Genomic DNA, 14,001 nt, shown 5'->3' with positions numbered 1-14,001 from the left:
GAGCGGACGCAAAAGCGTGGCCGAACCGGAACGAGCGGTCAGTTCTCCGCTCGCGGGTCGTCGTCGCTCACGCCATCTGTCCCGGTCGCTTCCTCGTCGCGCGGCCCGTCGCCGCGCCACCGCCGGTACAGGAGGTACGCGACGCCGAGCCCGACGACCCAGCTGCCGACCCCGGCGATCGCGAATCCGACTCCGATCAGGAAGTCACCAGTCGGCACACCGAACATACTCCCGCTCGGCGTCTCGGCCACATAAACGCTCCGAGGGAGGGGTAGTTTCTCGGAGCTGGCGCCCGCCCTCGCCGACATGAGCGATCCCGAGATCAGTCGGCGACGGCCGTGGCTCGCGGCGGCGCTGGCGCTTCTGGTGTCCGGACTCGGCCACGCCTATCTCGGGCGGTGGGCGCGCGCCTTCGGGTGGTACGTGTTGATTACGGCGACGCTCGTGCTCGTCGTCCCCGACGCCGCCGTCGATCGGGTGGTCGCCGGAGAGCGCCCGCCGATCGGCGACATCGCCCCGGCCCTCGTCGTCGTCGCCGCCAGCGTCGTCGACGCGTACGTCCTCGCCGTCCGGAACAACCGGGCGTACGATCGGGGTTCGTTGTCCGCCGAATCCGCAGGGGATGCGTCGTCGCCCGATCGCGGTGGGGAGACGCGGACCGACGCCGAGTCCGGAGCATCCGAACCAGCAGTGGATTCGACCACCGATGCCGTCTCGTGTCCGCACTGCGGGCGCGACGCGGACGCGACGCTGGACTTCTGTCAGTGGTGTGCCGAACCGCTCGGTGAGTAACGAGGAATCGCCGAAAGAATCGAACCGGGGTGTCCGCCGCTCCCTCAGAAGAGGTAGAACAGCGGGAAGATGAACACCCAGACGATGTCGACGAAGTGCCAGTAGAGGCCGAAGTACTCGATCGGCCGCTCGTCGTCCATGTAGTGGCCCTGATACGCCCGGACGAACAGGAAGATGGCGATCAGGAGGCCGATGACCACGTGAATCCCGTGAAGCCCGGTCGTCACGTAGTAGATCGACGCTTGGACCGGGTCGCCGTGGGCGTTGGCGTTGATCGTCACGCCACGGTCGAAGATCTCGTGGTTCCACTCCCACATCTTGATCGCGAGGAACACGAAGCCGAGCGCGATCGTCGAGCCGAGCGACGCGAGTAGCCCCTGCCGGCTCTTGCGGTGGGCGGCCACCAGCGCGAGGATCACCGTGAACGACGAGGTGATCAGCACGAAGGTGTTGATGAGGCCGGGCAGCGAGTCCGTCAGCGGCTCCCACGACATCCACCCGGCGTTGTACCGGACGAAGATGGCCGCGGAGAGGAACGCGCCGAAGACGATCACGTCGGACGCGAGGAAGAACCACATCCCCAGCTTCACCTTCTCGACGCCCTCGAAGGGCCACCGCTCGGCGAACTCGCTGGGCGGGGCGTAGAAGTCCTGTAGCCCCCACTTCACGCCGGACCAGACGAGCCCGACGAGCCCGACGATCGCGGCTATCGGATAGATCGGGTTCGAGATCTCGACGCTCGTCTGGGTCACCGTCTCGCCCAGAATAAAGGTGACCGACTCGCTGAACCCGGAGAGACCGAGCAGCAGGACGCCGAGCGCCAGCGAGAGCGTGAACGGCCAGATGCTCGCGTGGCTCGGGTGCTTGTCCCAGTACGGATACTCCGTGATGTGCTCGTCGTGGCTGTCACCGCCGTCGGTCGCGGCGTTGCCGTCGGCGTCGGTCTTCACGGCCGGGCCGCCGTCGGGCACGTAGTCCTTCACGAACTCCAGCTTGCCGGAGGCGTACGAGGGGCGGTTCGGCCAGTTCTCAAGCGGCGGGGGCGAGGAGATCGCCCACTCCGCGGTCCGCGAGTAGTCCCACGGGTTGTCCCCGGCGGGCTCGCCGGAGACGTAGGACTTCGCGAAGTTGTAGAACATGATGAAGAAGGACAGTCCGAGCACCAACGCCCCGATCGTCCCGAACTGGTGGTAGATCTGGAACTCGGGGTTGTACTCGAACACGCGGCGGGGCGTCTCCCAGCCGAGGAACATCGAGAAGTAGACGGCGTTGAACCCGATGAAGAAGACGACGAAGTGGATCTTGCCGAGCAGCTCGTCGTACATCTTCCCGGTCACCTTCGGGAACCAGTAGTAGGCCCCGCCGAACAGCGCCGTCGCGCCGCCGAACATCACGTAGTGGAAGTGCGCGACCACCCAGTAGGTGCCGCGGAACTCGTAGTCGAGCACGATCGCGCCGAGGAACACCCCGGTGATGCCGCCGAGGATGAACAAAAGCAGCGCCCCGAACGCGAAGAGGAACGGGGTCGTGAACTGGATGCGGCCCTTGATGAGCGTGTAGATCAGCGAAAACACCACGAGGTCGAAGGGCAGCGAGATGCCGATTGTCGTCGCCATCATCAGCGTCTTGATCTCCAGGTTGATCGTCGTCAGGAACATGTGGTGCATCCACACGAGGAACGACTGCACCGAGATCAGACAGATGGCGATGATCACCCACTTCCGGCCGACGAGCCGCCGCCCGGAGAAGGTCTGGAACAGCTCCAACATCACGCCGAGCGCCGGGAAGAAGACGATGTACACCTCCGGATGGCCGAAGAACCAGAAGAGGTGGCCCCACAGCAGGGAGCCGCCCTCGGTCGCGGAGAAGTACACGCTCCCGAGCACGCGGTCGGACGCGAGGATGAGCCCGACCGCCAGCAGCGACGCGAACGCGAACAGCATCATCCACACCGTCGCGAGCATGGACCAGGTGAACATCGGCATGTCCATGATCCCCATCCCCTCAGCACGGGAGTGATGGATGGACGTGAGGAAGTTCACCGTCGACGCCGTGATGCCAACGACGAACATGAACAGCGCGAGCACCGCCCCGGTCGACCCGATGCTCGGCGTGTACATCGGAATGTTGAGTGGGGCGTACATCGTCCATCCGGCATCGAGCGTCCCGCCCTGGAAGAAGCTGATCCCCAGCAGGATGCCGGAGAACAGGTACATCCAGTAGGACAGCGCGTTCAAGCGGGGGAACGCGAGGTCGTCGGCGCCGATCTGCAGCGGCACGAAGTAGTTCGCGAAGCCGAAGCCGAACGGCGAGAGGAACCAGAACACCATGATGAGCCCGTGCGCGGTGACGGCCTCGTTGTAGGCTAGCCCGGAGAGGATCTGGCTCGTCGGGTCCCACAGCTGCATGCGGATCAGCAGCGCGAGCACGCCGCCGAACAGCAGGAAGAACAGCGCGGTGATCGTGTACAGAATGCCGATGTCCTTGTGGTTCGTCGTGACGAACCAGCGCTTGACGGAGGTCGTCGGCGGAAGCTCGCTCATGCGCTCACACCCCCGACGGCGGCGGCGTCGACGCTCGCGGCGCCGTCGACGTTCACACCGCCCTCGACGTTGGAGGAGTTACCGGTTCCCTCATACCACGATTCCCACTCGTCTTGCGGGATGACGGTGATCTGTCCCTTCATCGCGGAGTGGCCGGGGCCGCAGAGCTCGAAGCACTGGACCGTGTACGTCGCCTCGCCGCCCTGCGCTTGGACCTCCTCGGAGCTCACGGAGAACCAGTTGGTGTTGGTGTCTCCGGGGATGGCGTCGGATTTTATCCGTAGCTCCGACGAGCCGAAGTTGTGCCACACGTCCCGTGAGGTCACCGAGATGTCGATCCGCGTGTCGGCGGGCACGACCATCTCACCGGTCTCGGTGTGGCCGTTCGGATACTCGTAGTCCCAGCCGTACTGGTACCCCTCCACGAGGATCTCGATGTTGTCCCCGTTGGCGTCCGGTCCCTCCTCGACGTAGAGGAGAATCCCGTACGCATACACGACGAGGCTGATGACGACGATCGCGCTCAGCCCGAACGACAGGAAGAGCTTCTTGGCTTTCGGACCGCCCTGTCCCGTCGGGAGCTCGCCGACCTCCGGCGCGTCGAAGTCCTCCTTCGGCTCGCCGCCGTCGTCGCGGTACTTGTACACGTTCCACAGCATGTACGCGACGACGATGGTTCCGATGAGGGTCCCTAACGCGAGGAAGACGAAGAAGATCTCCTCGAAGACCTCCGCCTGCGCGCGCCAGCCGCTCCCCTGTTGCAGGATAAGTGAGTCTATCATGTTCGTCTCTCTGCTCTTGTACTCTCCTTAGCGAAGGCGCAGTTAACTCTTGTGTAGCCGACCGAGACGGTACCCCGTGGCGGTCTAAGTGACGACGTTTCTCGGAGGGAGCGACGGCGTTTCTCGAGGGCGAGGTCCGCACGCACGGCGCGCCGAAGGCGGTCCGGGTTGGCGAGGTAACGAGGCGCCGATCGGCGGAACATACGCGTTGATCGGCGGAACATACGAAGGCTATTTGTACGCGGGAACGGACCGGCTAACAACGAACTCACCATGGTCTCACTCACGCTCTTGAGCACGGTACTGATGGGGCTGCTCGTCGTGGCCACCTTCGTCGCCGTCGCGCAGATCGGCGGGCAGCGCACCGCTCCCGGCGCCGGATCGGACAGCAGGTACGACGCAATCGTCGGGACCCTCGGCGGCATCGCCCGAGAGCCGGTGACGTGGGCGGTCGGGTTCGTCGCCATCGCGGTCGGCATCGGCGCGGTCGCGCTCCTCGCCGTCGGCAACTTCGGGCTGCCCGATGGGCTCTCCGGGAGCCTGCTCACCGTCGTGTACGCCGCGGTCGGGCTCCTGTTGACCGGCTTCGTCTTCCTCGGCGCCTACTTCGGCGCCCGCGGCCGCGGGCTCGGTAACGCCCACGGCGTCGCCGCCGGCTCGTTCGCGGCCGGGCTCGTGTTCCTCGTGCTCATCGCGGCCCAGCTGCTCGTCGGCGTCATCGGGTAGCTCGGTCCACCCCGAAGGGCGACACCTCGATCCCCCGGCGATCACGGGAAACGAGCGTGTGGCGCCGATCCGTGAGAACGGACCGCTTTTCCAAATCCGCTCCCGAACCGATCAGGCCACGGCGACGCCGTTTCGGGCGAGGAAGTCGCTCACAGCCTTGATCTCGACGGGACTCCCGATGATCCGGTAGTGGTCGTCGCCCTCGACCACCGTCACGGTGAACCGCTCGCAGACGCCATCTCGCAGTCCGTCGAGCGCGGGGCGGGGGAGGACGATCTGCGTGCTGTCACGGAGGCTCGACGGATCGGGCATTCGACGTGTGGTGCGTCGCGGTAAACCGGTATAATCGTGTCGAAAGTTTGCCGAATCGAGTCCGGTCCGCGGCGACGTGGCCTGTCGGGGTCCGCCGCGCCCCGTGTCGTGACCGGGGCGCCGGAGATCGGAGCACGGAGGGCGGACGACGCGGGAGCGAGACGGAAGGAACACCTTTAACGAGACGAGCGGCCGACTGTACGCCAATGGGATTGGAGGAAGAGATCGAGGACCTCCGCGAGGAGATCGCCGAGACGCCCTACAACAAGTCCACCGAGGCACACATCGGGCGGCTGAAGGCGAAGCTCGCGGAGAAAAAGGAGAAACTGGAGAACCAGTCCTCCGCCGGCGGCGGCCACGGCTACGCGGTCGAGAAGCACGGCGACGCCACGGTCGCGCTCGTCGGGTTCCCGAGCGTGGGGAAGTCCACCCTCATCAACGCCCTCACCAACGCCGACAGCGAGGTGGGCTCCTACGAGTTCACGACCCTCGACGTCAATCCCGGCATGCTGCAGTATCGCGGCGCGAACATCCAGATCCTCGACGTGCCGGGCCTGATCGAGGGCGCCGCGGGCGGCCGCGGGGGCGGTAAGGAGGTGCTCTCGGTCGTCCGGACGGCAGATCTGGTCGTGTTCATGCTCTCGGTCTTCGAGATCGAGCAGTACGACCGGCTCCGCGAGGAGCTGTACGACACCAACATCCGGCTCGACACGGAGCCGCCGAACATCAACATCCGGAAGACCCACAAGGACGGGATCGGGGTGACGATGAGCGACGACGTGAGCCTCGACGAGGGCACCGTCAAACAGGTGCTCCGCGAGTACGGCTACGTCAACGCCAAGGTGACGATTCCCCACGACCTCACGATCGACGAGCTCGTCGACGCCGTGATGGACAACCGGGAGTACCTCCCCTCGATGGTCACCGTGAACAAGGCGGACCTCATCGACAAGAGCTACCTCCCGACCGTGAAGGAGGAGCTCCGCGAGCGCGACCTCGACCCCGATGACGTGCTCTTCATCTCCGCCGAGAAGGAGCTCGGCCTCGACGGGCTCAAAGAGCGGCTCTGGGAGGAGATCGGGCTCATCCGCATCTACATGGACAAGCCGGGGCGCGGCGTCGACTACGAGGAGCCGCTGGTCCTCTTCGAAGGCGACACGGTCGGCGACGCCTGCGAGAAGATCGGCGGGGAGTTCGACGAGCGGTTCAAGTTCGCGCGCGTCTCCGGCGAGAGCGCCAAACACGACGACCAGCAGGTCGGGAAGGGTCACGAGCTGGCCGACGAGGACGTGCTCCGGATCGTCGCGCGGAAGTGAGCCTCGGGCGGTCGGTGCGGTCGTCGATCGCACCGATCGACGCTTCCGAGGCTCGCCGTCGGTGCTCCGTTTCGGGTTCCAATCCATATAAGACCGCGCGGCCGGTACGGGGCGGTAATGGAACTCGGTTCGCGGGACGCGTTCGCCCGGATGGGAACGCTCGGCATCGAGGAGGAGTTCTACATCGCCGATGCCGACGGCCGCCCGACCTCGGGGACCGACGATCTCGTTTACGGCCGCGACCCCCCGGCGGAGGTCCCGGAGGGATTCGACCACGAGCTGTTCAAGTGTACCATCGAGGCGCAGACGGAGCTGATCGAGGACCCGTCGAACGCTGCCGACGCCCTCTCGACGGTGCGGGAGGCGCTCGTCGACCACGCCGCCGCCGACGGCTACCGGATCGCGGCGGCGGGGCTGCACCCGGCCGCGAAGTGGCGCGAGCTCGATCACGCCGAGAAGCCGCGGTACCGAGCGCAGTTGGACCGGATTCAGTACCCGCAACACCGCAACACCACGGCGGGGCTCCACGTCCACGTCGGCGTCGACGACGCGGACAAGGCGGTGCAGATTGCGAATCGGCTCCGGTGGCACTGCCCGATACTGCTCGCCTTGTCGGCGAACTCCCCGTTCTGGAACGGCTTCGACACCGGGCTCGCGTCGGCCCGTGCGAAGATCTTCGAGAACCTCCCGAACACGGGTGTCCCCTCGGCGTTCGACGACTTCGACGCCTTCCGGCGCTACGAGCACCGGATGGTCGAGCGGGGCTCCATCGACGACCGCGGCGAGCTCTGGTTCGACGTGCGACCGCACACCGGCCACGGCACGGTCGAGGTGCGTGCGCCGGACGCCCAGCGCGACCCGGCGGTCACCCTCGCGCTGGTCGAGTACGTCCACGCCCTCGTCGTCGACTACGCCGAGCGCTACGCGGACGGCGAGGCTCCGCCGACCCTCCGCCGAGAGCTGTTGGACGAGAACAAGTGGCGGGCGATCCGCTACGGCCACGATGCCTCCTTTATCACTCGCGACGGCGAGGAGACGGTCTCGCTGGGCGAGGTCGTCGCCGAGGAGTGCGACCGGCTCGGGATCGACGGGATCAGAGCGGTGTACGACGCCGAGAGCGGGGCGCAGCGCCAGCGCCGGCTGCGCGAGGAGGGCGGCCTCGACGCGCTCTGTGAGGACCTCGTGTTGTCCCCGTAAGCGGGAGAACGAAGAGTGGGGAGGGTGTTCCGTCGGAACCGAAACGACGAGAAACGCTTTTGGGCGCGCGGACCCCAGTTTCCGCTATGACCGCCGACGATCACGTCGACGACCCCGACGACGAGTCGCCGACCGACCGGACGCGCGAGGAGCTCCGGAAGACCAGGGAACGGCTCGGCGAGAGCGCGGACAAGGCCGTCAAGGGGTTCGACGACAACGTCGTCGACCTCCTGTCGTGGCTGCTCGACACCGAGACTCGCGCGCGGATCTACGTCTACCTCCGCGACAGCCCGAACAGCACCAGCGACGAGGTCGCCGACGGCACCGGGCTCTACCCGAGCACGGTCCGCGAGGCGCTCGCGGAGCTTCACGACGAGGGCACCGTCGAGCGCGACAAGCGGGAGGCGAGCGGCGCCGGCAACAACCCCTACGAGTACGAGGCGATCGCGCCGAGCGAGCTGGTGCAGGGCGTCGTCGGCGACGTGCAGCGCGAGCTCAACGCCGTGTTCAACCTCGACCGGCGGCTCGGCGGCGAGTCGCCCGACGGCGACGCCGAGCCGGTTCAGATCTCGGTCGACGGCGACGAGGGCGACGAAGACGAAGATGGAAACAACGTGAGTGACGAAGCCGACGACGACCGGGCCGACGACGACCGGGCCGACGACGAGGACGACCGCTAGATCGCGCCCGATCGCTCCCGCTTCGAGACCTTTTAAGTCCCGTCCGCGCAACCGACGTGCATGAACGTCGCGCTGGGTGGTACGTTCGATCCCGTGCACGACGGCCACCGGAAGCTGTTCGAACGGGCGTTCGAGCTGGGGGACGTGACCGTCGGGCTCACGTCCGACGAGCTCGCGCCGAAGACCCGACACGTCGAGCGGTACGTCCGCCCGTACGACCGCCGGAAGCGCGACCTCGAAGCCGAGCTGACCGACCTCGCCGACGAGCACGGCCGCGAGTTCGAGATCCGCGAGCTGACCGATCCGACCGGCATCGCGGTCGAACCCGGGTTCGACGCGCTGATCGTCTCCCCGGAGACGAGGGGCGGCGGGGAACGGATCAACGAGATCCGAACCGAGCGCGGCCACGATCCCCTCGAACTCGTCGTGGTCGACCACGTCCCGGCCGAGGACGGCGAGCGCATCTCCTCGACCCGGATCGTCGCCGGCGAGATCGACGAACACGGCAACCTCACCCCCGACCGGGAGGGACGGGGCGCGACTCGCCCGGAATGACGGGGGACGACGACGAACCCGGGGGCCTCGCCGCCCTCGCCCGCGTCGCGCTCGGCGAGACCGGGTTCGAGCGCGCCGCCGTCTGGGGGGCGGTCGGCTTCGCGGTCTCGTACGTCGCCTTCGACGCGGTCTCGATTGCGGCCGACGCGGCGGCGTCGCTCGGAGCGACGGGGGTTCCGCAGTCCCTCGCCGCACCCGTCGCCGGGGCGATTGCGGTCCTGGCCGCGGTCGGGGTCGTCGCCTTCGCCGCGGTCGGCGGTGGCGTGCTTCCCGCGATTCTCCTCGTGTACGGCCCCTTCACGGCGGTCCTGCTGCGGACGGTCGGCCCGGAGCCGTACGCGATCCCGCTTTCCGACCCCGCGTCGTTCCTCGCCGCCGTGGTCGAACCGCTCGGCGTCGCCGTCGCGGCCGCGGTCGCGGTCGGTGTCGCCGGCTACGCGGTCGGGCGCGTCGTCGCTGGAATCGGGGGGAGCGAGAGGGAAAGCGACTCGCCCCCTGCGGAGGAGGAGAAGGGGGAAAGCGCAAGCGCGGACGACTGATCCGCTCCGTCAGTCGCCGTCGAGCGTCCCGTTGAGAACCTTCGCGGCGACGAGGATCGGGTCCCACACCGGCGAGAAGGGCGGCGCGTACGCGAGGTCCAGCCGCTCGACCTCCGGGACGGTCATGTCCGCCTCCAGCGCGGTCGCGAGCGTGTCGATCCGCACCGCGGCGCGGTCTGGACCGACGATGCTCCCGCCGATGAGACGCCCCGTGTCGCGGTCGGCGACGAGCGTCACGTCGGTCGGCGCCGCGCCCGGGTAGTAGCCCGACCGGGAGCCGGCGGTCACCGTCTCGCGGACCGGGTCGAAGCCCGCCTCGCGGGCCGCCTCGTCCTCGACCAGCCCGACGCGGCCGGCCTCCATGTCGAACGCCTTCACGGCCGCGGTGCCCGCGATCTCGCCCACGGGGGAGGGGTCGTCGGCGATCGTGGCGCCGATCGCCCGCCCGGTCCGGTTCGCGGTGAGTCCGAGCGGCATCCACGCCTCCTCGCCGGTGACGGCGTGGATCGCGGTCGCGCAGTCGCCGGCGGCGTACACGTCGGGGAGGCTCGTCCGCCCGTACTCGTCGGTGCGGATCGCGCCTCCCTCGCCGGTCTCGACCCCGGTCCCGTCGAGGAGTTCGGTGTTCGGCCGAATCCCGACGCCGACGATCGCGAGGTCGGCGTCGACCGGGTCCCCTTCGTCGAGCGCGACCGCTTCGATCCGATCGTCGCCGACGAGTTCCTCGACCGGGGCGTTCGTGTGGACGGTCACGCCCTTCGCCGTCAGTTCGTCCGCCACGCGCTCGCCGACCGCCTCGCCGAAGTCCGGGAGCAGGTGCCCGGAGCGGTGGAACAGGTGCACGTCGAGCCCGCGTCCGACGAGCGCCTCGGCCATCTCGACGCCGACGTAGCCCCCGCCGACGATGGCCGCCGTCTCGGGGGCCGGCATCGCGGCGTTGCGCTCGACGCGCTCGCGGTCGACCGCGCTCACGTCGGCGCGGTCGGGGTCGTACGCGCCGGGGTCGGCGACGTACGCGTCGATCGCGGCCGCCGCGTCCATGTCGTGGAGGGTGAAGGCGCCGTCTAGGTCGCGCACGTCGAACGGGCCGGTCGAGGCGCGGCCGCCCGTCGCGACGAGCAGGTCGTCGTAGGGCTGCTCGAACGAGTTGCTGTCGGCGGTCTCGACGGTGACGGTCTTCGCGTCCGGATCGACGGTGACGGCCTCGTGGCCGCGCCGGAGGTCGATCCCGCGGTCGTCGACCTCGCTCGGCGACAGCGAGAGGAGGTCCGACATGCGCTCGACGCGCCCCTCGATGAAGTACGGCATCCCGCAGTAGGCGTACGAGATCCACCGTCCTTTCTCGAAGACGACGACCTCGCGGTCGGGCGCCTCGCGGCGGAACTTGCTGGCCGCGCTCAGCCCGGCGGCGTCGGCACCGACGACGACGAACGGATCGCTCATGGTCGCACCGACGACAGGAGGTCGTAAAAAGTCACGCCGGGGGTGCGATCCGGGCGCCCGTCCTCTCCGGCCCTCCCCCGCGCTCAGGCTCCCGTCGGTTGTCTCGTGGTGACCGGGCCGCGAACGATCTGCGCGCCGTGCCGCGTACGCCCGTCCGACCCCGTCGAAGCGCCCCGGATCGAGCGAGAGCCCCGTCAGCCGGTCTCCGCCGCCAGCTCCCGGAGGAACGCCGCTAACCGTCGACCCACCGCCTCGGGCGAGTTCTCGCGCGCCACGCGGTCGCGACCGCGCTCCCCGTACCGCCGTCGGGTCTCGGGGTCCGCGAGGAGCGCGGAGACGGCCTCGCGGAGCGCGCCGGTCTCCCCCGGGTCGATCAGAAAGCCGCTCTCCCCGTCTCGGACCTGTTCGCGCATCCCGAACGCGTCGTTCGCGACGACCGGGAGGCCGGCCGCCTGGGCCTCCAGCACGACGCGCGGGTAGCCGTCGAGGTACGAGACGTAGACGAACACGTCCGCCGCCGCGTAGAGGTCGGCGACCCCGTCGACGTGCCCCAGCGCGTTGACCCGCCGCCGAACGTCCGGGTCGTCGACGCGCTCGTCGAGGATCGACCGAAGCTCCGAGGCGTACTCGCCGCCGCCGGCGATGACGTACGCGAGGTCCGGGTCGGCTTCGAGCAGCGGGAGGACCTCCGCAAGCGCCGTCTCGATCCCGCGGAGCTTCGCCCGGTACTTCAGGTTCGTCACCGTCAGCAGGACGCGGTCCGCGTCGACCCCGAATCGGTCCGCGTCGGACGACGCGACCGCCCCTCCGTCCGCCCCCGCGCCTCCTTCTGCCCGTGCTCCCATCCTCGGTGCCGGCACGGGAACCTTCCCGACGCGCTCCGGGGGACAGCCCGTCCGCCGGCGGACGACCTCCCCGAGCTGGTCCGACACGGCGACGAACCCGCTCGCGCGGGAGAAGACGAACTCGTCGACCCCGAGGATCGCCCGGTAGGCCGCGGCGCGCGCCCACGTCCTCTCGGCCTTCGCCTCCCGAATCGCGTTCTCGAACCGCAGCCACGTGTCCCCCACGAGCCGGTCGACGACGGGGACGTCGCGGCGGCCCGCCAGCACCGTGACCAGCGCGCCCATCGCCTCGTAGCAGTCGAGCAGGACCGCGTCGGGGTCGTGCGCCGCGAACGCCCGCCGCGTCCGCCGGACGGTGGTCACGGCCCGCGAGGGAAGCGATCCGCCGTCGTCGACGCTGACGACGACCACGTCGAGGTCCGTCTCGCGGAGCGGCTCGACGACCTCCTCGGGTCGGTGGGAGGTGAAGACGAGGAGGGAGAGGTCGGTCGCCTCGCGGTCGCTCGCCTGTCCGCCCTCCGAGTCCGTCATTCGATCGCCTCCTCGTGGAGTCGCCGGACCCGCTCGGCGTGGGCCTCCCACGTCCACCCCCGTTCGAGGAGCCGATCGCGGCCCGCGCGCCCCATCTCCCGGGCGCGGTCCCGGTCGGCGAGCAGCGACCGGAGGCCGGCCTCCAGCCCGTCGACGTCGGTGGGCTCGACCAGCAGTCCGGTTTCTCCGTCGACCACCTGCTCCGGGACCCCGCCGACCGCCGACGCCAACACGGCGGTCTCGCTCGCCATCGCCTCGTAGACGACGGTGGGCCGCCCCTCCGTGTGGCTCGGCAGCCACAGCGCGTCGGCGAGCGCGAACCACCGGCGGAGCGCGACCGGCGGGAGGCCGTCGAACACGAGGCGCGGCGACCGCCCGGTGTCCCCGAGCGCGTCGCGCACCTCGTCGGCGAGGTCGCCGCCGTGGCCGACGAAGACGAAGGTCGCGTCCGGGTCGTCGACGCGCCGGACGACCTCGATCGCCTCCTCGACACCCTTCCGCTTCAGGAACTGCCCGACGAAGAGGACGACCGTCGCGTCGGCGTCGACGCCCAGTTCGCGCCGGAGTTCCCCGCGCCGGTCGACCGGGAAGCGTTCCGGGTCGGCGCCGAGCGGTACCGTCGAAACCTTCGCCGGATCGGTGAGCTCGCTCGCCCGCTCGGCCAAGGCGTCGCTCACGCAGAGGACGCCGGTCGCCTCGTCGAGCGTCTCGCGGACGCGCTCGCGGACCCCGCGGGCGAGGTCGTCGTACGAGTTGAGGATCGTCCCGTGGGCGACGACGAACAGCGGGAGGTCGTGCTCGCGGACGTACGGGAGGACGCCGTAGCCGTCGAGGTAGACGTGGCAGGCGTGGACCACGTCGGGAGGGTCGAACGCCCGGTCCGCGTACGGGGGGACCCGACGGGCGAAGGAGTCGCCGGCCAGCCCGTAGAAGAACCGCTTGGGGAGCAGGTACCAGAACCGAGGGTGGTGGACCGCGTACGCGCCCCAGTCCTCGACGGTCGGGATCGATCCGTACTCGGCGTACCGGCCGACCGGCGGGGCGAACGGTCGGGGCGACACCACGCCCAGGTCGGCGCCGGCCTCCGCGAGCGAGCGGAGGATGCGGTGATTGAACAGGCCGTTGTAGCGCTCGATCGTGTCCGGATGGTTGACGGCGCTCGCGAGGATGGAGTACATTCGATGCGGCTCGACCGTCCCTCCGTTCGGGGTCGGTAAAGGTATCCGCCGGCTATCGCCGGATCGACGGTGCCTTCGTCGGTCGATGCCGGTTCAGGGTTGGCCCTCAGGCGGTTCCGTACGCGCGGCGGCGGTCGGAGGGAACCGCGTCTTTCTCGGGAGAAATAATCACTGTAATCGGTGTGTATTTAAATGTGGCACGAAAGAACTTAACAACCGGGCCACTGACTTCGAGTATGACGCCCCTCCGCATGCTCGACGAGGAACAGCTGGACCTTCGGGTCTCGCACAGTTCCGGCCCGAAGTGGCGCCGGAGCGAGGCCGTCGTCGAGGCCTTCCGTGCGTCGGACGTCGACGTCGAGGAGGAGGAGACGACCCTTCACGACTGGATTCGGCCCGACTCGCTCGACGGCTTCGACTGGTCCGAGTCGCCGCTGTTTCTCTGCGCGCGGATCTGGGAGCGAACGGTGGTCGTGACGGCCGACGAGGTCCGGATCTACGCCGAGAAGCGGGACGCGTAGCGAACGGGGCGCCTCTCGACTGTACCTCTTCTCCGCGGATT

15 protein-coding genes are annotated in these 14,001 nt (G+C 68.9%); 8 read left to right on the top strand and 7 right to left on the bottom strand.

Translation table 11 applies throughout. From position 1 onward, the window contains the following. Positions 1-38: 38 nt before the first annotated feature. The gene (locus tag ESO89_RS12785) at positions 39-227 is read right to left on the bottom strand and encodes a hypothetical protein (protein WP_128905865.1); all 189 of its coding nucleotides are present in this window, start codon (positions 225-227) and stop codon (positions 39-41) included. Between the two features lie 79 nt (positions 228-306). Between ESO89_RS12785 and ESO89_RS12780 the strand changes: the two genes are divergently transcribed. Then, positions 307-792, top strand: coding sequence for a DUF7575 domain-containing protein (locus tag ESO89_RS12780; protein ID WP_128905864.1), 486 nt, complete (start codon positions 307-309; stop codon positions 790-792). 44 nt (positions 793-836) lie between these two features. Here the strand turns inward: ESO89_RS12780 and ESO89_RS12775 are convergent, their stop codons facing one another. Both ESO89_RS12775 and coxB read right to left on the bottom strand, forming a co-directional pair. After that, a complete protein-coding gene (locus tag ESO89_RS12775; protein ID WP_128905863.1) occupies positions 837-3,335 on the bottom strand; it encodes a cbb3-type cytochrome c oxidase subunit I in 2,499 nt (832 codons plus the stop codon). After that, positions 3,332-4,117: a cytochrome c oxidase subunit II gene (coxB, locus tag ESO89_RS12770; RefSeq protein WP_128905862.1), complete on the bottom strand. Its 786-nt coding sequence runs from the start codon at positions 4,115-4,117 to the stop codon at positions 3,332-3,334. The genes ESO89_RS12775 and coxB overlap by 4 nt, the downstream gene beginning before the upstream one ends. Positions 4,118-4,390: 273 nt before the next feature. Between coxB and ESO89_RS12765 the strand changes: the two genes are divergently transcribed. After that, the gene (locus tag ESO89_RS12765) at positions 4,391-4,843 is read left to right on the top strand and encodes a hypothetical protein (protein WP_128905861.1); all 453 of its coding nucleotides are present in this window, start codon (positions 4,391-4,393) and stop codon (positions 4,841-4,843) included. A gap of 111 nt (positions 4,844-4,954) precedes the next feature. Here the strand turns inward: ESO89_RS12765 and ESO89_RS12760 are convergent, their stop codons facing one another. Beyond that, positions 4,955-5,155 carry a VNG_1110C family protein gene (locus ESO89_RS12760; RefSeq protein ID WP_128905860.1) on the bottom strand — a complete coding sequence of 67 codons (201 nt, stop codon included), beginning with the start codon at positions 5,153-5,155 and terminating at the stop codon, positions 4,955-4,957. A gap of 206 nt (positions 5,156-5,361) precedes the next feature. On the opposite strand from ESO89_RS12760, the gene ESO89_RS12755 reads away from it, so the two are divergent. The 5 genes from ESO89_RS12755 to ESO89_RS12735 all read left to right on the top strand — a co-directional run bounded on the left by ESO89_RS12755 (position 5,362) and on the right by ESO89_RS12735 (position 9,442). Further along, a complete protein-coding gene (locus ESO89_RS12755) occupies positions 5,362-6,471 on the top strand; it encodes an OBG GTPase family GTP-binding protein (protein ID WP_128905859.1) in 1,110 nt (369 codons plus the stop codon). 117 nt (positions 6,472-6,588) lie between these two features. Then, positions 6,589-7,668, top strand: coding sequence for a glutamate--cysteine ligase (locus ESO89_RS12750; protein ID WP_128905858.1), 1,080 nt, complete (start codon positions 6,589-6,591; stop codon positions 7,666-7,668). Positions 7,669-7,754: 86 nt separating this feature from the next. Beyond that, positions 7,755-8,348, top strand: a complete 594-nt coding sequence (locus tag ESO89_RS12745) for a winged helix-turn-helix domain-containing protein (RefSeq protein WP_128905857.1) — start codon at positions 7,755-7,757, stop codon at positions 8,346-8,348. A gap of 60 nt (positions 8,349-8,408) precedes the next feature. Then, a complete protein-coding gene (locus ESO89_RS12740; RefSeq protein WP_128905856.1) occupies positions 8,409-8,903 on the top strand; it encodes a phosphopantetheine adenylyltransferase in 495 nt (164 codons plus the stop codon). Then, a complete protein-coding gene (locus tag ESO89_RS12735; protein ID WP_128905855.1) occupies positions 8,900-9,442 on the top strand; it encodes a hypothetical protein in 543 nt (180 codons plus the stop codon). Before ESO89_RS12740 ends, ESO89_RS12735 begins: the two co-directional genes overlap by 4 nt. A gap of 9 nt (positions 9,443-9,451) precedes the next feature. Here the strand turns inward: ESO89_RS12735 and ESO89_RS12730 are convergent, their stop codons facing one another. From ESO89_RS12730 to ESO89_RS12720, 3 genes are all read right to left on the bottom strand, one after another. Continuing rightward, positions 9,452-10,885, bottom strand: coding sequence for an FAD-dependent oxidoreductase (locus ESO89_RS12730; RefSeq protein ID WP_128905854.1), 1,434 nt, complete (start codon positions 10,883-10,885; stop codon positions 9,452-9,454). A 194-nt stretch (positions 10,886-11,079) separates the two neighbouring features. Beyond that, positions 11,080-12,261 carry a glycosyltransferase family 4 protein gene (locus tag ESO89_RS12725; protein WP_128905853.1) on the bottom strand — a complete coding sequence of 394 codons (1,182 nt, stop codon included), beginning with the start codon at positions 12,259-12,261 and terminating at the stop codon, positions 11,080-11,082. Beyond that, a complete protein-coding gene (locus ESO89_RS12720) occupies positions 12,258-13,439 on the bottom strand; it encodes a glycosyltransferase family 4 protein (protein WP_128905852.1) in 1,182 nt (393 codons plus the stop codon). The genes ESO89_RS12725 and ESO89_RS12720 overlap by 4 nt, the downstream gene beginning before the upstream one ends. Before the next feature lie 236 nt (positions 13,440-13,675). On the opposite strand from ESO89_RS12720, the gene ESO89_RS12715 reads away from it, so the two are divergent. Then, entirely contained in the window at positions 13,676-13,960 is a 285-nt protein-coding gene (locus ESO89_RS12715; protein WP_128905851.1) for a hypothetical protein, read from the top strand. Positions 13,961-14,001: the final 41 nt, after the last annotated feature.

Source organism: Halorubrum amylolyticum, assembly GCF_004114995.1.
Lineage (GTDB): Archaea > Halobacteriota > Halobacteria > Halobacteriales > Haloferacaceae > Halorubrum > Halorubrum amylolyticum.
The sequence above is the reverse complement of the archived record's forward strand: the minus strand, read 5'-3'. Positions and strand labels throughout refer to the sequence as shown.